At 48.4% G+C, this 21,430-nt stretch carries 22 protein-coding genes; 11 read left to right on the top strand and 11 right to left on the bottom strand.

Translation table 11 applies throughout. The features are described from left to right. Window positions 1–15 precede the first annotated feature (15 nt). A complete protein-coding gene (locus AUC31_RS09360; RefSeq protein WP_083509153.1) occupies window positions 16–660 on the top strand; it encodes a YktB family protein in 645 nt (214 codons plus the stop codon). A 14-nt stretch (window positions 661–674) separates the two neighbouring features. On the opposite strand, the gene AUC31_RS09365 is transcribed toward AUC31_RS09360, so the two are convergent. Together AUC31_RS09365 and AUC31_RS09370 are read right to left on the bottom strand one after the other, a co-directional pair. Then, the gene (locus AUC31_RS09365) at window positions 675–950 is read right to left on the bottom strand and encodes a UPF0223 family protein (protein ID WP_058383465.1); all 276 of its coding nucleotides are present in this window, start codon (window positions 948–950) and stop codon (window positions 675–677) included. Window positions 951–959: 9 nt separating this feature from the next. After that, window positions 960–1,931, bottom strand: a complete 972-nt coding sequence (locus tag AUC31_RS09370) for an NAD(P)H-dependent flavin oxidoreductase (RefSeq protein ID WP_058383464.1) — start codon at window positions 1,929–1,931, stop codon at window positions 960–962. A 189-nt stretch (window positions 1,932–2,120) separates the two neighbouring features. Here AUC31_RS09370 and AUC31_RS09375 point away from each other — a divergent pair, with 189 nt between their 5' ends. Next, window positions 2,121–3,590 (top strand): aminotransferase class I/II-fold pyridoxal phosphate-dependent enzyme, encoded by a 1,470-nt coding sequence (locus tag AUC31_RS09375; protein WP_058383463.1) that lies wholly within the window; start codon window positions 2,121–2,123, stop codon window positions 3,588–3,590. Between the two features lie 53 nt (window positions 3,591–3,643). Here AUC31_RS09375 and AUC31_RS09380 read toward each other — a convergent pair whose 3' ends face one another. From AUC31_RS09380 to AUC31_RS09405, 6 genes are all read right to left on the bottom strand, one after another. Further along, window positions 3,644–4,513 carry a polysaccharide deacetylase family protein gene (locus tag AUC31_RS09380; protein WP_058383462.1) on the bottom strand — a complete coding sequence of 290 codons (870 nt, stop codon included), beginning with the start codon at window positions 4,511–4,513 and terminating at the stop codon, window positions 3,644–3,646. Window positions 4,514–4,602: 89 nt separating this feature from the next. Then, window positions 4,603–6,012 (bottom strand): dihydrolipoyl dehydrogenase, encoded by a 1,410-nt coding sequence (lpdA, locus tag AUC31_RS09385; protein ID WP_058383461.1) that lies wholly within the window; start codon window positions 6,010–6,012, stop codon window positions 4,603–4,605. Window positions 6,013–6,017: 5 nt separating this feature from the next. Next, window positions 6,018–7,409 (bottom strand): dihydrolipoamide acetyltransferase family protein, encoded by a 1,392-nt coding sequence (locus tag AUC31_RS09390; protein ID WP_058383460.1) that lies wholly within the window; start codon window positions 7,407–7,409, stop codon window positions 6,018–6,020. Window positions 7,410–7,579: 170 nt separating this feature from the next. After that, window positions 7,580–8,557, bottom strand: coding sequence for an alpha-ketoacid dehydrogenase subunit beta (locus tag AUC31_RS09395; RefSeq protein ID WP_058383459.1), 978 nt, complete (start codon window positions 8,555–8,557; stop codon window positions 7,580–7,582). Between the two features lie 3 nt (window positions 8,558–8,560). Continuing rightward, window positions 8,561–9,673, bottom strand: coding sequence for a pyruvate dehydrogenase (acetyl-transferring) E1 component subunit alpha (gene pdhA, locus AUC31_RS09400; RefSeq protein ID WP_058383458.1), 1,113 nt, complete (start codon window positions 9,671–9,673; stop codon window positions 8,561–8,563). Between the two features lie 255 nt (window positions 9,674–9,928). Beyond that, window positions 9,929–10,573 (bottom strand): YkyA family protein, encoded by a 645-nt coding sequence (locus tag AUC31_RS09405; protein ID WP_058383457.1) that lies wholly within the window; start codon window positions 10,571–10,573, stop codon window positions 9,929–9,931. A gap of 146 nt (window positions 10,574–10,719) precedes the next feature. On the opposite strand from AUC31_RS09405, the gene def reads away from it, so the two are divergent. Then, a complete protein-coding gene (gene def, locus AUC31_RS09410; protein WP_058383456.1) occupies window positions 10,720–11,292 on the top strand; it encodes a peptide deformylase in 573 nt (190 codons plus the stop codon). Between the two features lie 71 nt (window positions 11,293–11,363). On the opposite strand, the gene AUC31_RS09415 is transcribed toward def, so the two are convergent. Continuing rightward, a complete protein-coding gene (locus tag AUC31_RS09415; RefSeq protein WP_058383455.1) occupies window positions 11,364–12,137 on the bottom strand; it encodes a Cof-type HAD-IIB family hydrolase in 774 nt (257 codons plus the stop codon). A 279-nt stretch (window positions 12,138–12,416) separates the two neighbouring features. Here AUC31_RS09415 and AUC31_RS09420 point away from each other — a divergent pair, with 279 nt between their 5' ends. Continuing rightward, the gene (locus AUC31_RS09420; RefSeq protein ID WP_058383454.1) at window positions 12,417–12,632 is read left to right on the top strand and encodes a DNA-dependent RNA polymerase subunit epsilon; all 216 of its coding nucleotides are present in this window, start codon (window positions 12,417–12,419) and stop codon (window positions 12,630–12,632) included. Beyond that, entirely contained in the window at window positions 12,632–14,299 is a 1,668-nt protein-coding gene (gene rnjA / locus AUC31_RS09425; RefSeq protein ID WP_058383453.1) for a ribonuclease J1, read from the top strand. Before AUC31_RS09420 ends, rnjA begins: the two co-directional genes overlap by 1 nt. Window positions 14,300–14,338: 39 nt before the next feature. Here rnjA and AUC31_RS09430 read toward each other — a convergent pair whose 3' ends face one another. Together AUC31_RS09430 and AUC31_RS09435 are read right to left on the bottom strand one after the other, a co-directional pair. After that, window positions 14,339–14,998: a potassium channel family protein gene (locus tag AUC31_RS09430; RefSeq protein WP_058383816.1), complete on the bottom strand. Its 660-nt coding sequence runs from the start codon at window positions 14,996–14,998 to the stop codon at window positions 14,339–14,341. Window positions 14,999–15,067: 69 nt separating this feature from the next. Then, window positions 15,068–15,364: a hypothetical protein gene (locus AUC31_RS09435; RefSeq protein WP_058383452.1), complete on the bottom strand. Its 297-nt coding sequence runs from the start codon at window positions 15,362–15,364 to the stop codon at window positions 15,068–15,070. Window positions 15,365–15,736: 372 nt separating this feature from the next. On the opposite strand from AUC31_RS09435, the gene AUC31_RS09440 reads away from it, so the two are divergent. The 6 genes from AUC31_RS09440 (at window position 15,737) to AUC31_RS09465 (ending at window position 21,376) form a co-directional block, all read left to right on the top strand. Next, window positions 15,737–16,276 carry a helix-turn-helix domain-containing protein gene (locus tag AUC31_RS09440; protein ID WP_058383451.1) on the top strand — a complete coding sequence of 180 codons (540 nt, stop codon included), beginning with the start codon at window positions 15,737–15,739 and terminating at the stop codon, window positions 16,274–16,276. A 15-nt stretch (window positions 16,277–16,291) separates the two neighbouring features. Further along, on the top strand, window positions 16,292–17,395 hold the full coding sequence (locus AUC31_RS09445; protein ID WP_058383450.1) for an ABC transporter ATP-binding protein: 1,104 nt from the start codon (window positions 16,292–16,294) through the stop codon (window positions 17,393–17,395). Then, entirely contained in the window at window positions 17,388–18,212 is an 825-nt protein-coding gene (locus AUC31_RS09450) for an ABC transporter permease (protein WP_058383449.1), read from the top strand. Before AUC31_RS09445 ends, AUC31_RS09450 begins: the two co-directional genes overlap by 8 nt. Next, window positions 18,196–19,002, top strand: coding sequence for an ABC transporter permease (locus tag AUC31_RS09455; protein ID WP_058383448.1), 807 nt, complete (start codon window positions 18,196–18,198; stop codon window positions 19,000–19,002). Before AUC31_RS09450 ends, AUC31_RS09455 begins: the two co-directional genes overlap by 17 nt. Next, window positions 18,999–20,075 (top strand): ABC transporter substrate-binding protein, encoded by a 1,077-nt coding sequence (locus tag AUC31_RS09460; RefSeq protein WP_058383447.1) that lies wholly within the window; start codon window positions 18,999–19,001, stop codon window positions 20,073–20,075. The genes AUC31_RS09455 and AUC31_RS09460 overlap by 4 nt, the downstream gene beginning before the upstream one ends. A gap of 107 nt (window positions 20,076–20,182) precedes the next feature. Then, complete coding sequence (locus AUC31_RS09465) at window positions 20,183–21,376, top strand: MFS transporter (protein WP_058383446.1); 1,194 nt, start codon at window positions 20,183–20,185, stop codon at window positions 21,374–21,376. Window positions 21,377–21,430 lie beyond the last annotated feature (54 nt).

Genomic DNA, 21,430 nt, shown 5'->3' on the forward strand with positions numbered 1-21,430 from the left:
AAGGAGGGGATGTCCGTGAATCCATACTGGACTGAACAGGATTTTGAAGTATTTGAAACTCCAGGACTCGAGGCGCGCATGGAAGCATTATCGACCCATGTACGACCAAAATTCGAAGCATTGGGCCAAGACTTTTCCGCTTATTTCTCCGGGGAAACCGGGGATGAATTTTTCCCGCATGTCGCGAAGCACATGCGCCGGACTGTCAATCCGCCGAATGACAGCTGGGTGGCATTTGCGCCTTATAAACGCGGCTATAAAGCTGTCCCGCATTTCCAAATTGGGCTTTGGGAAAGCCATGTATTTGTTATTCTTGCTGTCATTTATGAAGCGCCCGGCAAACCGCAAATGGCGAACCAACTGATTTCTACTGGGGCTTTAGCTGACTTGCCGGAAGAATTTGTCGTTTCAGGCGATCATATGAAGCCTGAAGCCGATGCCATTGCATCGCTTGGCGAAGAGGGCATCGAAAAGCTGCTCACGCGGCTGCGCGATGTCAAAAAAGGGGAGCTCGTCATCGGCAGGCAGTTGGCACGCGCTGATGCTGCTGCGCTCGATAAAGATGGATTTTATGCTTTTGCAGAAGAAACATTCCGCGAGCTGCTTCCGATTTACCGGAAGTTGCTTCAAGCAAACGAAAAAACCGCCGTTCATCGCTGAACGGCGGTTTTTTCCTATCTTTTGATGCGGATCAATTCATCGCCTGAAGCTTCTTTCATCTTCTTGACGACCGTAAAACTGACATAGCCGCTTTCTTCTTCAAACTCACGGAAGTATGTCTTTTCTTCTGCCATCGATGGCACCACTTTTTTAAACTTGCGGTATTTGTCCATCAATTCCTGCCGTTCGACCCCTTTTTCATAAGCTTTTTCTATCGCTTCGAAAAATTCCACGACGTCGACGATCTCGTCTGTCGTCCAATCGATGGAAAATGGATATGAATATTCCATGGCCTTCACCTACTCTCTTTCGATAATCCCCCAGCGTTTACGGATTTCTTCCGTTTGCTGGATCATCCGGTCGAACAATTCCTGGACAGTCGGCACGTCCCGGATCAAGCCCGTCACTTGCCCTGCCCAGCCGAACCCTTTTTCTTGTTCTCCATCATAAATATAGCGTTTATTGGCGGTTCCGCTAATATAATCTTTTAGCGCTTCGTAGCTCGGCGACTCTTTTTCGATCTCCAAGATGCGATCCGTCCATGCGTTGGACAAAGTACGGGCCGGTGCACCAATGCTGCGCTTGATAATAACTGTATCGTTTTCTGTGCTGTCAATCAACTGCTGCTTATACAGCTGTGACGCGTGAATGCATTCTTTTGTTGCAATGAAACGTGTTCCCATTTCTATTCCTTCAGCTCCTAGCGCATGCGCCGCCATCCATCCGCGGCCGTCGCCAATGCCCCCAGACGCGATCACAGGAATCGACACGGCATCGACCACTTGCGGAATCAGAACCATTGTCCCGATATCATCACGGCCGAGGTGCCCCCCACCTTCATGCCCGACGACCATAACGGCATCCGCCCCAAGCATCTCCGCCTTTTCAGCTTGGCGTCTTGCTGCCACCAACACCAATTTCTTGATATCGGTGCCTTCCAATTGTTCGAAGATCGGTGTCGGGTTGCCGCCAGTCATCGACACAACAGGCACCCCTTCTTCGATCGCTACGTCGAGCATGTGTGAAAATGCACGACCGTGCTCACCGATCGCAAAATTTACACCGAATGGCTTATCTGTCAATTCGCGGACTTTGCGGATTTCTTCGCGCAACTCATCTGCCCCCGGAAGGCTCATCGCCGTAATCTGCCCAAGCCCTCCGGCATTCGAGACCGCTGCCGCTAGATCCGCATAAGCTAAATATGCCAGGCCTCCTTGGATGATCGGATAGTCGATTCCAAGCAGTTCCGTGATTCTTGTCTTAAATGCCATAATCCCACTCCTTTTTTGTCCTCTATTTGTCTATTCGCTTCAATTTCGAAATTCCCTTTTCGATGCATGCAGCTTGTCCCGCGCGGACGAAAATAAGTCAGACATCCATGCTATAAGTGTAGTAACGCAGCGTCTTGCATGCTATAATTTCTCTTGTTTTCATTTTGATAAAGTGAGGTGCACGTCCCATTGTCACAACTCGAAACTCCGCTCTTTGATGCTCTATTGAAGCATCGGAATCGGCATCCTATACAATTTCACATTCCCGGCCATAAAAAAGGCCAAGGGGTCGATCCCGCTTTCCGGGAATTTGTCGGCGATAATATCCTGTCGATTGACTTGATCAATATAGCGCCACTTGATGACCTGCATTCCCCAAAAGGCGCCATCAAACAAGCGCAGGAATTGGCAGCGCAGGCGTTTGGCGCAGACCATACTTTCTTCTCAGTCCAAGGAACGAGCGGCGCCATTATGACGATGATTTTGAGTGTCGTTGGGCCGAACGACAAAATCCTCGTCCCGCGCAACGTCCATAAATCCATCATGTCAGCCATCGTTTTTGCCGGCGCCATCCCTGTCTTTATCCATCCGGAAGTCGATCCAGAACTCGGCATCTCCCATGGCATTTCGCCTGAATCAGTAGAGAAAGCCTTAATGGAATATCCCGATGCCAAAGCAGTGCTTGTCATCAATCCAACTTATTTCGGCGTAGCCGCTGATTTGAAACGCATTGTCGATATCGCCCATGACAAATCCATTCCTGTGCTGGTCGATGAAGCGCACGGCGTCCATATCCATTTCCATAAATCCTTGCCAGTTTCCGCGATGGCAGCAGGCGCGGACATGGCTGCCACTTCGGTCCACAAACTAGGCGGCTCTATGACCCAAAGTTCTGTTTTGAATGTGCGTGAAGGATTGGTATCGCCGAAACGCGTCCAAGCGACTTTGTCGATGCTTACGACGACCTCGACATCCTACCCAATACTGGCATCGCTTGATACCGCACGGCGACAGCTCGCGATCCACGGCTTCGACCTGATCGACCAGACCATTCGGCTGGCACAGGACGCTCGCAAGCGGATCAATAAGATTCCCCATTTGGTATGCGTTGGGAAAGAGCTGCTTAATTCTTCCGCGACTTACGATATGGACCCGACCAAATTATTGATCAGCGTCAAAAACCTCGGCATCACCGGCCACCAGGCAGAAGAATGGCTGCGCGAGAACGCCAACATCGAAATCGAACTGTCCGATTTGTATAACATCCTCTGCCTCGTCACACTCGGTGATAGCCGGAAAGAAATCAACTTGCTCGTCAACGCCTTGCAGCGTATGAGTGAAGCCTTGGAGACTGAACATGCGGTTGCGGAACCGATTGTCTTATTGCCTGAAATTCCGCGGCTTGCGATGACGCCTCGCGATGCTTTCTACGCAGAGACGGAAATCATTCCGATCGATGAAGCGGTGGGACGTATCTCGGCCGAGTTCATCATGGTTTATCCACCGGGCATTCCGATTTTTATCCCGGGCGAAATCATTACCGAGGAAAACATTTCCTACATCCATACGAACGTCAAAGCCGGGCTGCCGGTGCAGGGCCCTGAAGATGATTCGCTCCAAACGCTTCATGTCATCAAAGAACATCATGCATTCCGTTAAGGATAGACAATAAAAAGGATCCAGCGCCATGAGCGCTGGATCCTTTTTTGTCGTCAGATTCCTTCTATTTCATCCGGATCTACAAACTCATAGCCTTTGTCGCGCAGCCCTTCGATGATTTGCGGCAGCGCTTCATTTGTCCACTCCCTATCATGCATGAGCAAGTTTCCGCCGCTATTGAGTTCAGGGGCGTTGATCATAATTTCCGTCAAAGCTTCCGGTTCCATATAACCCTCCATGAAATCATAGCCGTATGTCCAGTTCATGCGCACCATGCCCTGTTCTTCGGCAAGCGCTTTACTGAACTCGGTGTTTACGCCAAACGGGGCACGGAAAAACTTCGGCGCCTCCCCGATGATCGCTTCGACACGCTCATTCAGTGACACGATCTCATCTTGCTGGACGCTTTCTGTGGACTGTTTCAAGTTGACATGGGTATTCGTATGGTTTCCGATCGCAAAGCCCATGTCGTGAATTTCAGACAAGGTCTGTTGTTCTTCCTCTGTATCGAGGAAATGCCCGTTGACGAAAAAGATAGCCGGTACATCAAGTTCTTTCAAGGTTTCGGCCATTTCAAGCGAATATGTATCCGGTGCATCATCGATCGTGATCAAGACTGCTTGTTCGTTCGCATCTCCAATCGGTTCAACTTGGGAGTTTTGCGGATTAATGCGATAGCGCGGTTCGGCAGCCTGTTCGCTGTCTTCTTCCACCCCCTGCTCTTCCGCAACTTCCTGTTCTTCTATTTCTGCTTGTTCTTCTTGATCGCTTGCGGATTGCTCTGATGCCACATCTTCCTCGACATCATCCGTTTGCGCCGATTGTTCTTGTGCTGTATCTTCCGGCTCTGAAGCAGTCTCATCAGAACAAGCCCCGAGCAGAAATACCGCACATGTCGGCAGCAGCCAATTTCGTTTTTTCATAATCAACCTCCTTGTGTAAAATTTTAACATACGCAGGACATATAAAGCATAGAAAAAAGGACCGCATTTTGCGGTCCTTTCATAATTATTTATTTGATGATGTGAATCGGCGTGCCTAGAGCCACTTCCGCCGCTTCCATTGTAATCTCAGCCAAAGTCGGGTGAGCGTGGATTGTCATCGCGATGTCTTCCACAGTCATGCCCGCTTCGATGGCCAAACCAATTTCTGCAACCATGTCAGAAGCTCCCGCTCCAACGATTTGTCCGCCTAATAGCAAGCCATCTTCTTTACGGGAGACCAATTTCACGAAGCCTTCAGAAGAGTTCAGCGACAAAGCGCGTCCGTTAGCGCCGAATGGGAATTTAGCCGCTGTCACTTCAAAGCCTTCTTCTTTAGCCTGTTCTTCAGTCAAACCGACACTTGCAAGTTCAGGGTCTGTAAAGCAAACCGCTGGAATTGCCATGTAGTCAACTTCCGATTTTTCGCCGGCAATCGCTTCAGCAGCAACTTTGCCTTCGTAAGATGCTTTGTGAGCCAATTGAAGTCCTGCCACAATATCACCGATCGCATAGATGTTCGGGATGCTTGTACGGCATTGCTTGTCGACTTCGATAAGCCCGCGCTCGCCCATTTTGATGTTGAGCTCTTCAAGGCCCATTTCATCCGTGTTCGGACGGCGGCCGACAGTTACCAATACGTAGTCTGCGTCGATTGTTTTCTCTTCGCCGCCTGCTTCGTATGAAACCGATACGCCTGAATCTGATTCTTCTACGCCTTTAGCAGACGCTTTTGTGATGACTTCTACACCTTTTTTCTTCAAGCCTTTTTTGACAATTGACGTCATTTGCTTTTCGAATCCAGCAAGAATATCTGGTGCGCCTTCAAGAATAGTCACTTCAGAACCCATGTTTGCATAGGCAGTCCCAAGCTCAGTTCCGATATAGCCGCCGCCGATGACGAGCAGCTTGTTCGGGACTTCTTTCAAAGCAAGTGCACCACTTGAATCGATCACGCGCTCTGAATATTTGAATGTTGGGATTTCAACTGGGCGTGAACCCGTTGCGATAATAGCGTTTTTGAACTTATACGTTTGGGCAGAATCCGCGTCCATGATGCGAACAGTGTTTTCGTCTACGAAATATGCTTCGCCGCGGACGATTTCCACTTTATTGCCTTTTAGCAAGGATTCGACGCCGCCAGTCAATTTCTTGACGACACTGTCTTTGAACGCTTGTGCTTTTTCGAAGTTCAAAGAAACTTCTTTCGCCACAATGCCCATGTCATCGGAATGCTGGGCTTCTTCAAAACGGTGGCCGACAGAAATCATCGCTTTTGAAGGGATACAGCCGACGTTCAAACAAACGCCGCCGATGTATTCTTTCTCAACGATGGTTACTTTTTGGCCAGTCTGTGCTGCACGGATAGCTGCGACATAGCCGCCAGGGCCTGAGCCGATGACGAGCGTGTCTGTTTCGATTGGAAAATCTCCTACTACCATAAGTTTTACGCCTCCATTAATAGTAATTCTGGTTCACTTAACAAACGTTTGATGTGATTTAATGCATGTTGTGCAGTTGCTCCGTCGATCATGCGGTGATCGAAGCTCAATGATAATGCTAACACAGGAGCTGCTACAATTTCACCATTTTTCACTACCGGTTTTTCAGCAATGCGCCCGATGCCTAAGATAGCAACTTCCGGGTGGTTGATGACTGGCGTGAACCATTGGCCGCCTGCAGACCCAATATTCGTGATCGAGCATGAAGCACCTTTCATTTCAGCAGATGACAATTTGCCATCACGCGCTTTTGTTGCAAGCTGGTTGATTTCATCGGAAATGGCGAAGACGGATTTACGGTCTGCATGCTTGATAACTGGGACGAGCAATCCTTTGTCCGTGTCTGCAGCAATACCGATATTGAAGTAGTGCTTGTGAATTACTTCGCCGGTTTCATCGTCGAATGACGTATTAAGTGCCGGGAATTCACGCAATGTGCTGACCAAAGCTTTGACGACATACGGCAAATACGTCAGCTTGATTTCTTTTTCCGCAGCGATGTCTTTGAACTTTTTGCGGTGTGCAACGAGTTCGGTTACATCGACTTCGTCCATTAACGCGACGTGAGGAGCCGTGTGCTTCGAATGTACCATCGCTTTGGCGATCGCTTTGCGCATGCCGGACATTTTTTCGCGAGTTTCCGGGAATTCGCCTTCTGGAGCGGCTGCTGCAGGGGCTTCTTTTGTTTCCTGTGTTTCTTGTGACGCTGTTTCCTGGTCTGCTGCCGGTGCTTCTTGCTCCTGCCCGCCGTCCAAGAATGCTTCAATATCTTGTTTCATAATGCGGCCGTTGTCTCCAGACCCTTTGACTTTCTTGATATCGACTTCTTTTTCACGCGCGAATTTACGCACAGATGGCATTGCAATGACACGTTTATTCGGGTCGCTGTCTGCTTCATCTGCTTGCGGCTGGTCGCCTGCGCCGGTTTCGCCTTCTGGCTTGCTTTCCGGAGCCGGTTCTTTATCGACATTTTCACCGGATTCAGCTGTTCCTGACTGGACCTGCTCTTCTGTTTCTTCCTGCGTTTCCTCTTGTTTTGCTTCTGGGGCAGGTTTTTCTTCGTCGTCTTTTCCGCCTTTGAAGTGGACATCATCCGCATCCGGAGAATCGATTTTCACGAGTACATCTCCGACGACTGCGACTGTTCCTTCTTCTACAAGCACTTCCTCGATAGTTCCTGAAACAGGAGACGGGATTTCTACGACCGCTTTATCATTCTGCACTTCACACAGAATATCGTCTTCTTCGATCGTGTCTCCGGCCTTGATAAACCATTTTACTATTTCACCTTCGTGGATACCTTCACCGATATCCGGCAATCGAAATTCAAAAGCCATTCTAGTCACCCTTTCTATTGTACATTCCATGCGGCGCGCCATATGGAATGCTGCTGTTAGCAATGATTCAGCACCGGCTTTCGTTACGCGAAAGCCGGTTCAACTGAATTCAGGCTGTTTTTCTAGTTTCGTACTGGACCGAGCGGCGTGTTGCTGCCGCTATCCGGAAATTAGAAATTCAGTACTTTTTTCGCTGTTTCTACTATATCCTTTGCATTCGGCAGCCAAACTTGCTCAGCTTGCGAGAATGGGAAGACAGAGTCCGGTGCTGTTACGCGGAGTACTGGAGCTTCAAGGCTCAAGATTGCGCGGTCGTTGATCTCAGCCACGACATTCGCCGCAATTCCAGCTTGTTTTTGAGCTTCCTGTACGACGATTGCACGGTTCGTCTTTTCAACGGATGCAATAATCGCTTCGATATCAAGCGGCTGAACTGTGCGCAAATCGACGACTTCCACTGAGTGGCCATCTTTTTCCAATTCTTCAGCTGCTTTCATGCTCTCTTGCACCATAGCACCGTAAGTGATGATAGAAAGGTCTGTACCTTCACGTTTCACGTCGGCTTTGCCAAGTGGAATCGTGTATTCTTCTTCCGGCACTTCTTGGCGGAATGAACGGTACAATTTCATATGCTCAAGGAAAATAACCGGGTCGTTGTCGCGGATGGCCGAGATCAACAATCCTTTTGCATCGTATGGTGTCGATGGGATGACTACTTTCAAACCGGGTTGTGAAGTCATGAGTCCTTCGAGTGAGTCAGCGTGCATTTCCGGCGTGTGTACGCCGCCGCCGAATGGTGAACGGATGGTCACCGGCGATGTCAACGTGCCGCCGCTGCGGTAGCGCATACGCGCCATTTGGCCGCTGATGGAATCCATGACTTCGAAAACAAAGCCGAAGAACTGGATTTCCGGTACCGGGCGATAGCCTTGCAATCCAAGACCGATCGCTAGGCCGCCGATGCCTGATTCAGCGAGTGGCGTATCGAATACACGATCTTCGCCGAATTCTTTTTGCAAACCTTCAGTTGCGCGGAATACACCGCCGTTATTACCTACGTCTTCACCGAAAACAAGAACATTTTCATCGTTTTTCATTTCTGTTTTCAGAGCGTCCGTAATCGCTTGGATCATCGTCATTTGTGCCATGGCTTACTTCGACTCCTTTGCTTTATAGATATCGAGCTGTTCCTGTACATTGAATGGAACTTCCTCGTACATGATTCCGAGAAGATCAGAAACTTTTTGTTTCGGCGTGCTGTCTGCTTCTTTAATCGCCGCTTTGATTTCTTCTTTTGCTTTCTCGATTACTTCGTTTTCTTTTTCTTCATTCCACAAGCCTTTTGCTTCAAGATATTTGCGGAAACGAACGAGCGGATCTTTCTTTTCCCATTCGCTGTCGATATCTGAAGTACGGTAGCGTGTTGGGTCATCCCCTGCCATCGTATGCGGCCCGTAGCGGTAGCACATCGTTTCGATCAATGTCGGCCCTTCGCCTTTTACTGCGCGTTCGCGTGCATCACGCGTCACAGCATAAACTGCAAGTGGATCCATGCCATCTACAAGCACTCCTGGGATTCCAGCAGAAACCGCTTTTTGCGCAATCGTTTTTGCTGAAGTCTGCAATTCACGCGGTGTCGAAATCGCGAATTGGTTGTTTTGTACGATAAAGATCGCTGGTGCGCGGAATGCTCCGGCAAAGTTGATGCCTTCGTAGAAATCGCCCTGTGAAGATCCGCCATCGCCTGTATAGGTTACAGCGACCGCTTCTTTTTTACGTTTTTGCATGCCGAGTGCAACACCAGCAGCCTGGATGAACTGTGCGCCGATGATGATTTGTGGAGGCAAGATGTTCAAGCCTTCAGCCATCTGATTTCCTTTGAAATGTCCACGGGAGAACAAGAATGCTTGGTGCAACGGCCATCCGTGCCAGATCAATTGTGGAACGTCACGATAACCCGGCAAGATAAAGTCGTCTTTTTCCAACGCAAAATGGGATGCCAATTGAGACGCTTCCTGTCCAGCAGTCGGTGCGTAGAATCCGAGACGTCCCTGACGATTCAATGAAATTGAACGCTGATCCAGGATACGCGTGTAAACCATGCGCTTCATCAATTCTTCCAATTGCTCATCGGATAGATTCGGATCGTAATCCTTATTAACAATTTCGCCTTCTTCGTTCAACACTTGAACCATTTCAAACTTTTCTTCGATCGCATGCAAAGTTTCCACCGGATCGAATTGCTGATTCTTTTTCGCAGCCATAAAAGCAACTCTCCTTTATCTGTATTAAAATTTTAACACTAGCTTAGTGATACAATCGCCACATTCTTTTTTAGTATACGCCACCACAATATTACGGTCAATCATAGAAGAACAATACATTATACGTGTATACCCGTTTTGCCAAATCTTAAAAATACCTGTAACTGTACTATAAAGAAAATCACATCTGTATTATAATACAGAATAATACCTTCGCACTTTTATAGCACAGAAAAAAGCAGCCACAGCGGCTGCTCAGTCGTTTTCTGCATTCATTTTTTCAATGGTTTCGTTTTTCAGTTCATTAAACTGTTCCGTCTGTTCGTTGAAAGCTGTTACGGCTTCTTGCACCAGCTCATTCTGTTCATTTACTTCATTGGTCTTGTCTTGAAGAGTGGCAAGATCCATATCCTCTTCCGCTACCATTGCATACAATTCTTTCTGGTGTTCGATCAATGTCTGATAGGCATCCGTGAATTCACCATGTTTTGCAAAGCGCTCGTCCATTCGCTCTTTCAGCGCTTGGAGATCCGACTTAACGGCTTCTTCTTCCGTTTCCTCAATTAATTCGTCGATTCCGTCGAATTCTTCGGCAGCGCTTTGCATCGACTCGCGTTCCGTCTCCAACAAGTCAAGCCGCTCATCGGCAGAAGCGATCGCTTCCTGTGACTTCTCTTCCACTTCTGCCTGCTGTTCCTTGGTTAAGGCCATGATCGATTCGAAGATTTCTTGCTCGTTCTGTTCACGGCTCTGCAATTCGCTCTGCACATCACGATACTCGGCTTCCTCTTCGAAAGTCGTCTCCAAAATTTCATTCAGTTGCTCTTCTGTCGATGCCCCTGAACATGCCGAAAGAAAGAGAGTGCCGGTCAGAACCGTGGCGATGGCTATTTTCTTCACAATAAAGTCCCCCTTGATTTCCATGAATTAACTATAGAGTGAATATCGGCAAAATACAATAACGGCAAGAGCTTTTTCTTTTTTCAAAAAGACGATCATACGCTACAATAAGAATACTAGCGAGCACCATGAAAGGATGAACATACGTGATTGTAATGAAGGATATTATCCGTGAAGGGCACCCCACTCTTCGCCAGAAAGCAGAAGAGGTTAAACTTCCGCTTTCCGCAGAGGACCAAAAGCTCGGCGAAGAGCTTTTGGAATATGTAAAGAACAGCCAAGACGACGAGCTGGCGGAGAAATACGATTTGCGCCCGGGCGTCGGCATCGCCGCTCCCCAGATCAACATCTCCAAGCGGATCTTCGCTTTGCATTTTGACGAACATTCCGGCGAGAACTTGAGCCTGGTGGCAGTGAATCCGAAAATCGTCAGCCATTCAGTCGAGAAAGCCTATTTATCCGGCGGCGAAGGCTGCTTGTCCGTCGACCGTTCGGTTCCTGGATATGTTCCGCGCTATGCCCGTATCACCGTCAAAGGCTATACCTTGACCGGTGAAGAGTTCAAGACGCGCTTGAAAGGCCTTCCAGCCATCGCTTTCCAACACGAACTTGATCATTTGAACGGCATCATGTTCTACGATCACATTAACCCGAACGACCCATTCCAGGAAGTCGAAAATGCTTCACCCATCGACCTTCAAGCTGAAACTGTAGAATGACAAAACCCCGCCTCCATTTTTTGGAGGCGGGGTTTTCTATGGAAGCTGAAAACTCCTAAACTAGCTAAAAATTACCGGCTTAGGCCGAGGAACTCGAATGCGCTGGCGAGCCCGCCTTCGTCTACGTGCCCTGTAATGTGGTTGGCGCGTTTCTTCGTTTCTTCGTGTCCATTCGCCATCGCGACGCTGAATCCGGCGATTTCCATCATTTGAAGATCGTTCAATCCGTCGCCGAACGCTATCGTATCTTCTAAGCGATGGCCAGTCGCGCGAATCAATTGCTTGATGCCTTCCGCTTTGCTGCCTCCTTTTGGCAGGATGTCACACGATACGCGGTGCCAACGCACAAAATCCACGTTCTGGAATTCTTCATGATATTGGCTTTCTTCGTGCTCTTCACAGAATACGAGCGCCTGGTACACATCATTTGTACGGTAGAAATCTTTGTCCATTTCCGGATGAGGGAATTTCAAGCTTTTGATGCTTTCGTCGATGTCCGGATGAAAATCGATCGAAGAGACCATCTTATGCTCGTTCAAGAAAACCAACGGATGGTCGCGCTGCTCTGCAAATGCCATCACTTTTTCCAAGGTCTCTGATTCGATAGCCTGTTTGTGCACCGCTTCATTTTCAAACGCAATGTACTGACCGTTGAACGTAATATACGTATCGATCGATAATTCTTCGAGAAGCGAGCCGATCATAAACGGTGCACGGCCTGTGGCGATAGCCAGCTGGTGGCCGTTCGCGCGGGCTGCAACTAATGCTTGTTTTGTAGCTTCCGGCAATTGTTTGTTCGTATCGAGCAAGGTGCCATCGATATCCAATAATAATAATTTCGACATATTCCTATCTCCAATCTTTTGAGGCATTTCTTGACACGCCCTCTTTTCTTTTGTCAGAAAAAACAGTATACTATACATAAGGAGTGGTGAGCCATGCTGAAACGGTTGAAACGCAGACTACTCAGACAGCTCAACGGCATTATGAACAAAAAGAAGATAGCATAAGGTTTGTTTCGGCCCTTCTTAATAAATAGGAGGGCTATTCTTTATTTTAGAACAATGGCATGATAATATAAAGAAAGTGCATTTATATTGAACGTGGAAAAAGGAGAGCAAAATATGATTTTTAAAGTATATTACCAAGAAAACCGTTTTGAAGTACCAGTTCGCGAAAACACACAAAGTTTATATGTAGAAGCTTCCACCGAGCGGGAAGTCCGTCACCACCTGAAGGACCGCAACTTCAACATCGAGCTCGTGCAGCTTCTAGAAGGCCAGCACCTCGAATATGAACAAGCCTCCCAAGATTATAAAGTGGAGTCTATCGACGCATAATGAAATTCGTGAAAAATGATCAAACAGCTGTTTTCGCGCTCGGCGGACTGGGCGAAATCGGCAAAAACACATACGGTGTCCAATTCCAGGATGAAATCATCCTTATTGATGCCGGCATCAAATTCCCGGAAGACGATTTGCTCGGAATCGATTACGTCATTCCGGATTACACTTATCTAGTTAAAAATGCCGATAAAATCAAAGGCCTATTCGTTACACACGGCCACGAAGACCATATCGGCGGCATTCCATACCTGCTCAAGCAAGTGAACATGCCGGTTTACGGCGGTAAGCTAGCACTTGGCTTATTGCGTAAAAAACTGGAAGAACACGGCTTGTTGCGCCAAACGAAAATGATCGAAATCGAAGAGGAAGATGTTATCAAATTCCGCAAAACTTCGGTCAGTTTCTTCCGCACGACCCACAGTATTCCCGATTCATTCGGCGTAGTTGTCAAAACACCGCCCGGCAGCATCGTCCACACCGGAGACTTCAAATTCGACTTCACGCCAGTCGGCGAGCCTGCCAACCTATTGAAGATGGCTCAAATCGGCAGCGAAGGGGTATTGTGCCTGTTGTCCGATTCGACGAATGCTGAAATCCCGAATTTCACCATGTCCGAACGCAAAGTCGGTGAAACGATCAAGGAAATCATGCGGAAAGTCGAAGGGCGTTTAATTTTCGCCACGTTCGCTTCCAATATTTACCGTTTGCAACAAGTGACTGATGAAGCTGTGCGCCAAGGCCGTAAAATCGCCGTTTTTGGCCGCAGCATGGATAATGCCATGACGATCGGCCGCGAGCTTGGCTATATTACGGCTCCTGAAGATGCGTTTATCGATACGCAAACCTTGAACCGGATGCCTGCCGATAAAGTCGTCATCCTATGTACAGGTTCACAAGGCGAACCGATGGCTGCACTGTCGCGCATCGCCAACGGTACACATCGTCAAATCCAGATCCAGCCGAACGATACGGTCGTCTTCTCGTCTTCCCCAATTCCAGGCAATACGAGCAGCGTCAACCGTACGATCAACCTATTGTTCCGTGCAGGGGCTGATGTCATCCACGGTTCATTGAACGATATCCACACATCCGGACATGGTTCACAAGAAGAAAACAAATTGATGCTGCGCTTGATCAAACCAAAATTCTTCATGCCGATTCACGGCGAATACCGGATGCAGGCTCAACATGCAGAACTCGCAGTTGACTGTGACGTTCCGCGCGAGAACACTTTCATCATGGAAAACGGTGATGTCCTGGCGCTTGGCCAAGACGAGGCTTCTGTTGCAGGCCGCATCCCTTCCGGCGATGTTTACATCGACGGCAGCGGCATCGGCGATATCGGCAACATCGTCCTTCGCGACCGCCGTGTGCTGTCTGAAGAAGGCCTAGTCATCGTTGTTGTCAGTGTCGACAAGAAGAAAAGCCGTATGGTATCAGGACCTGACCTCATTTCACGCGGGTTCGTCTATATGCGCGAATCCGGCACGATGATCTACGAGGCCCAGCAGATGCTGAACCGCCACTTGAACAAAAAAATTCACAGCAAAAATACCGACTGGGCTGAGCTGAAGACCGAAATTTCAGATGTCCTCGGGCCATATCTTTACGAAAAAACGAAACGCCGCCCGATGATTCTCCCAGTCATCATGGAAGTATAAAAAAAGAAGCCCTCAGCGGCTTCTTTTTTTTTGCCTTATTTAGTTCATGACTTTCTTTTCAAAACGGTTGATGTCGGCATCGGATCCGATGATGATCAGGATATCATCCCGCTCGATTTCCATATCGGCTTGCGGGGACACGATGATATCGTCCCCTCTTTTGATTGCGACGATATTGATGCCGTATTTAGCGCGGATATCCAATTCGATCAAGGTATAGCCCGCCAGTTTATCGTTCGCCTTGATCTCCATAATCGAATGCTCGTCGGATAGTTCCAGATAATCGAGTACATTATTCGATAGGATGTTATGGGCGATCCGTATCCCCATATCGCGCTCTGGATGTACGACTTTGTCTGCCCCGATTTTATGCAGTACTTTTGCATGGTAATCGTTTTGAGCTTTGACAGTGATTTTCTTGACCCCGATTTCTTTCAGCATGAGCGTTGTCAGGATGCTCGCTTGGATATTTTCGCCGATTGCGACGATGACCTGCTCAAAATTGCGGACCCCGAGGGATTTTAATACCGATTCGTCAGTTGTATCGGCAACAACAGCTTGCGTCGCGATCGAAGCGAATTCATCCACCCGCTCATGATCTTTATCGATGGCCATCACGTCAGCGCCTTGTTCGATCAGTTCCCGGACAATGCTTCCGCCGAAACGCCCTAGGCCTATTACCACGAATTCCTTTTTCATGTCCATCCCCCATCTTCTTGTTTGCTCTTCTTCATCATATCCTTCTTTCGCCCATAAAAAAACCCCCGCTTATTTGCGGGGATCTAGTGGCCGTTCAGGTCGATTCTCGCAGTATTCGCAGCTGATGTCGCTGCAGCGCTCTTCGCGCCACTCGTTGCAGCTTGCGCAATAGCTTGCGTCGAATTCATTATCGAAAGTCAGTGGGTCCATGCACGTATGGCAGAACGTGTGGACGTCCATCCAATTGATGAACTTCTTGTCGGCTAACAGATATAGCCCTTTTTCGTCTTGTTTATAATTCATGATGGATGGTTTTTGCGCTACCCGGTTTTTCGGGTCGAGGAAAAAATTCATCTTTCCGTTCAAGTTGATCACTCCCGTAGTTGGTTGGGCTTTTATATCCCTGTCGTCTGTCGATTTTGCACAACCGAAAACTTCTATGTCAGTCTTTGTGGACTTTTTGGCTTTTGCACTTTCTCTATAATAGTAATTGCCTTAACTGATTGCAATAGATTCGGATTCATTTTTCAAAGTTTTTTCCCCTTGAATTTCAACGCAGGTTTTGTATAATGAATAAATACTTTAACTAAACTAAAAGTATATTTTCACTAAACTATTGGCTCTTCATTCATCGACTCGAACAATTCGTATTTATTCCATCTGAATGACAGGGCGCATATACCATCTATCGCCAGTTCTTTCTATATTGTACCACTACTGAAGAATCGAGGAGAATGTATGCAAATCGGCAAAAAGATCAAGAATCTGCGGCTGAAAAACGGTTTAACCCAGGAAGAGCTTGGCTCGAGGACAGATTTGAGCAAAGGGTTCATTTCACAGCTTGAACGCGACATGAACTCCCCTTCCATCGAAACGCTATTTTCGCTTCTTGAAGTTCTCGGAACGACTCCAAAAGAATTTTTCACAGATGCCGAAGAAGCAAAGCTCGTCTTCAAGGAAGAAGATCATACGGTCCACATCGACCGTGAAGCTGGCTATGAAATCGATTGGCTCGTCCCGACGTCCAATAAGAAAGAAATGGAACCGGTTTACCTAACCTTAGAAGCATCAGGGAATTTTAAAACTTTTGAACCCTCGGCATCCGAGACCTTCGTCTACGTCCTAAAAGGTGAAGTGCGCCTGGATATCGGCAGCCGGTCCTACACTGCAAAAGCCGGCGATTCCATCTATTATAGTGCCGATCATGAACACCAATTAGCGAACCATTCGACAGGCCGTGCAGAAATGATCATCGTCGCAACGAAATCTTATTTATAATCCAGGAGGTATATTATGACGGACCAAGCAATCATCCGCTTTGATAATGTTGTCCAAACTTTTGAAGGCGCGGGCAATGTATTGAACAACATCAGTTTTGAAATGGAAAAAGGGAAATTCTACACCTTGCTCGGTCCTTCCGGCTGCGGCAAAACGACGATCTTGCGATTGATTGCTGGATTCAACCAGCCGACTAGCGGCGATATTTACATCAAAGGAAAAAAAGTCAACAAGATTCCGGCAAACGAGCGGCAAGTGAATACCGTATTCCAGGATTATGCACTGTTCCCTCATTTAAATGTATTCGAAAATGTCGCATTCGGCTTGCGCATCAAGAAAATCAAAAAAGCGGAAGTCGAGCGCCGCGTCAAAGAAGCTTTGGCATTCGTCAATTTGAGCGGCTATGAAAACCGTGAAATCCACGAAATGTCCGGCGGCCAGCGCCAACGCGTCGCCATCGCACGGGCCATCATCAATGACCCGGAAGTGATTTTGCTTGATGAACCGCTGTCCGCACTCGACTTGAAGCTGCGTACGGAAATGCAATATGAACTGCGTGAGCTGCAGCAGCGCCTCGGCAAGACTTTCGTCTTCGTTACGCATGACCAGGAAGAAGCACTCGCGATGTCTGATGAAATTTTTGTCATGAATGCTGGAGAAATCCAGCAGAGCGGCACGCCGATGGATATTTACGATGAGCCGATCAACCGTTTTGTCGCCGATTTCATCGGGGAGTCGAATATTGCCGAGGGCGTCATGGTCGCTGATTACCGCGTCCGTTTTGCCAATAAAGAGTTTGAGTGCGTCGATAGAGGACTAAGCTCGAACGAACAAGTGGAAATCGTCATCCGCCCGGAAGATTTGGAGATCACCAAGCCGGAAACGGGCAAGATGGCCGTTCATGTCGACAGCCAATTGTTCAGAGGCGTCCATTACGAAATTTCCACATACGATGAAACAGGCAATGAGTGGCTGGTGCATTCGACGAAACGCGTAGAAGTCGGCGCACAAATCGGCCTCGATTTCGACCCGGAAGCGATTCACGTCATGCGCTTGAACGAATCCGAAGAAGCCTTCGATGCAAGGCTTGAGTCATACGGAGCCGTTTCCAATGACTAATCGTTCATCACGCCCATGGTACCTTGCGCCTTATTATATATGGATTTTGTTATTCGTCATTGCGCCGATTGCACTCGTCGTCTATTTTTCATTTCTCGACCTGGCCGGTGATTTCACTTTGGAAAACTACGCGAATTTCTTTTCATCGACCTATTTCCGTATGACGCTCAGCTCGTTCTGGTATGCCTTCCTCATCACTTTCATTTCGGTGCTGATTGCTTATCCGACAGCTTATTGGCTGACGAAAACAAAGCATAAGCAATTATGGCTGCTGTTGATCATCATCCCCTCGTGGATCAACCTATTGCTGAAAGCCTATGCGTTCATCGGCATTTTCGGTCTGTACGGGCCTGCCAACCAATTGATCCAGTTTTTCGGTGCGGGACCGCTTCAGATCCTGTTCACCGATTTCAGTTTTGTATTTGTTGCCGTCTATATTTTCATCCCGTTCATGGTGCTGCCGATCTTCAACTCGCTCGATAAAATCAATCCGGCTTTGATTGACGCATCACGCGATCTCGGTGCTTCCCAGTGGACGACGTTCCGCCGGGTCATTTTTCCGCTGGCGATCAACGGCGTCAAATCCGGCGTGCAGGCCGTCTTCATCCCGGCCTTATCCTTATTCGTCATAACACGGCTTATCGCCGGCAATAAAGTGATCACGCTCGGTACGGCTATCGAACAGCAATTCCTGGTTACGCAAAACTGGGGCATGGGTTCGACGATTGCCGTGTTCTTGATCTTGTTCATGATCATCATCATGCTGCTCACAGGCCCGAAAGAGAAAGGAGGGGCATTGAATGGCAAAGCTAAGTAAACCAGCCAAAATCTACTTGGCGTTCGTCTTTTTTATTCTCTATGCCCCGATCTTCTATTTGATTTTTTATTCCTTCAATAGCGGCGGCACTATGTCCGGCTTTGAAGATTTCACATGGGAGCATTACGCGGCCGTATTCAATGACACGCGCCTGCTCATCATCGTCTTGAACACCGTCATCGTCGCTTTGCTGTCTGCGCTCATCTCGACAGCGATTGGCGTACTTGGCGCCATCGGCATCATTTTCCTGCGCAATCGGAAAATGCGCAACGCTGTCTTATCGTTGAACACCGTGTTGATCGTCAGCCCGGATGTCATCATCGGGGCATCGTTTCTGATTCTCTTCACGATGGTCGGCGTCAAGCTCGGCTTCGCGTCCGTCCTGGTGTCGCACATCGCCTTCAGCATCCCGATTGTCGTCATCATGGTCTTGCCGAAACTGCAGGAAATGAGCTCAAGCTTAATAGACGCGGCAACGGACCTCGGGGCATCGCAGCGCGATATTTTGACGCGCGTCATCATCCCTTACATCAAACCGGGGATATTCGCCGGCTTTTTCCTGGCGCTGACGTATTCGCTCGATGATTTCGCCGTCACGTTCTTCGTCACCGGCAATGGTTTCGCAACATTGTCCGTTGAGATCTACTCGATGGCGCGAGCAGGTATCACGCTAACGATCAATGCCTTATCCGCTTTGATTTTCGTGGTAACGCTTGGCCTTGTCCTCGGATATTATTTCTTTAATCAGCGCTCCGGGGCGAATGCTGGAACAGGAGGAACTCGACCATGAAAGGCATCATTAGAGCAAGTGCAGCGATCGTAATCATTTCCGCCGTCCTTTTCTACGCCGTCCATCTGTTGGAAAGCAGTTCTGCCACGAGCGGCAGCGGCTCGATCTCGGTCTATAACTGGGGCGAATACATCGATCCCGAACTGATCAGCCAATTCGAAGAAGAAACCGGCATCCAGGTCATCTACGAGACATTTGATTCGAATGAGTCGATGATGACGAAAGTCGAGCAGGGCGGAACGTCTTATGACGTTGCCATGCCTTCGGAATACGCCATCGAAAAAATGAAGGAAAACGATTTGCTGTTGCCCATTGACCACAGCAAGATCCCGAACCTCGAAAACATTGATCCGTATTTCTTGGATTTGCCATTCGACCCCGGCAACGAATATTCGATTCCCTATTTCTGGGGCACCGTTGGCATCGCCTATAACCCGACACTTCTTGAAGGACAGACCTTCGAAAGCTGGGATGACTTGTGGAACCCGACGCTCGAACAGGAAGTCATCTTGGTCGACAGTGCACGCGAAGTCATCGGCATGGGCTTGAACAGCCTCGGCTATTCGCTGAACTCCACCGATCTCGGGGAATTACGCGAAGCGACCGATAAATTGAAAACACTCGGGCCCAACGTGAAAGCGATCATCGGCGATGAAATCGTTGAAATGATGCGCCGTGAGGAAGCGGCAGTTGCCGTCACCTGGTCCGGGCAAGCTGCAGATATGATGTGGATCAACGAAGACATCGATTATGCAGTGCCGGAAGAAGGCTCCAATCTTTGGTTCGATAACATGATCATCCCGTCGACAGCCGGCAATGTCGACGGTGCGCATCAATTCATCAATTTCATGCTTGATGCGGAAGTGGCGGCGCAAAATGCGGATTATGTCGGCTATTCTTCCCCGAATGCAGCTGCACTCGAGTTAATGGATCCTGAAGTGACAGGAGATGAGCGTTTCTATCCGACAGAAGACATGCGCGATCGCCTTGAAGTCTACGAAAACCTTGGGCTGGAAATGCTCGGCATCTACAACGAACTGTTTTTGGAATTCAAGATGGATATGGAAAAATGACAGGCAGAACTTCTGCCTGTTTTTTTCCGTTTAAATAAGGTATAGTAAATAAGTTCATAACACCAAAATTTAGCCACACGAAATAAAAACGAGGGAAGGTTAGGCTCATGGCCGTCAAATCAACTAAGTTCGCCTTATATATACTCATGTTCAATATGTTCATCGCCATGAGCGGAATCGGCCTCATCATCCCGATTATGCCCGCTTATCTGGAAACATTCGGCGTTGCAGGCCAAGCGCTCGGTACCTTGATCGCCACTTTTGCTTTTGCGCAATTTCTATTTTCGCCGATTTCCGGAGAACTCTCCGATAAATACGGGCGCAAGAACTTGATCATTTTCGGGCTGGTCATATTCGGCTTGTCGCAGCTGCTCTTCGGCATGGCAACCGAATTATGGGTTCTCTACCTCGCGCGTTTCTTCAGCGGCGTGGGTGGCGCATTCCTGATCCCTCCGATGATGGCATTTGTGGCCGATATCACGACCTACGAGGAACGGGGCAAGGGTATGGGATTGCTCGGCGCTTCGATGTCTCTCGGTTTCATGATCGGGCCGGGCATTGGCGGCTTCTTGTCTGAAGTCAGCCTGCAATTCCCGTTCTATGTCGCGACTTCTGTCGCTTTGCTGTCCGCCTTGCTATCCTTCTTCGCCTTGCCGAATGTTAAACCGGCCGTGCAGGCTGTGGATTATAAACGAGAGAATTTATACCAGCAGATGAAACGCTCTGTCTACACACCGTATTTCGTCATGCTATTGGTGATGTTCATCTTTGCATTCGGGCTGTCGAATTTCCAATCGACGATTGCCTTGTATGTCGATAAGCAATTCCAATTCACGCCAAAGGAAATTTCAGTCGTCATCACAGTCGGCGGCTTTGTCGGCGTCATCGTGCAAACTTTCGTCATCGACAGTTTGTTTAAGCGTTTCGGCGAGATGCGCGTCATCCTCGTCAATCTGCTCATTTCAGCTGCGGCAATGATCGGCATTCTCTTCGTCAACACCTTCTGGACGATTCTTTTCGTGGCAGCTGTCTTTTTCACAGCCGCCTCTCTCCTGCGCCCGGCAATCAACACGCTCATTTCTAAACTCGCTGGCGACTCGCAAGGATATGCGGCTGGGATGAACAATGCTTACATGAGTCTCGGCAATATGATCGGACCTGCGCTTGCGGGGATTCTGTTCGACATCGATATGAGCTTCCCGTATATTACCGGAACCTTCATCTTGCTCGTCTGCTTTTTCATCGCCTTTAACTGGTCGACACGAAAAAAAGAGCTGCTGCAGGAAAGCCGCAGCAGCTGAATCAACAGTTACTCAACATAAAAAGCGAGACGCCATAGCGGCGTCTCGCTTTTT

Source organism: Planococcus rifietoensis, from assembly GCF_001465795.2.
GTDB classification, from domain to species: domain Bacteria; phylum Bacillota; class Bacilli; order Bacillales_A; family Planococcaceae; genus Planococcus; species Planococcus rifietoensis.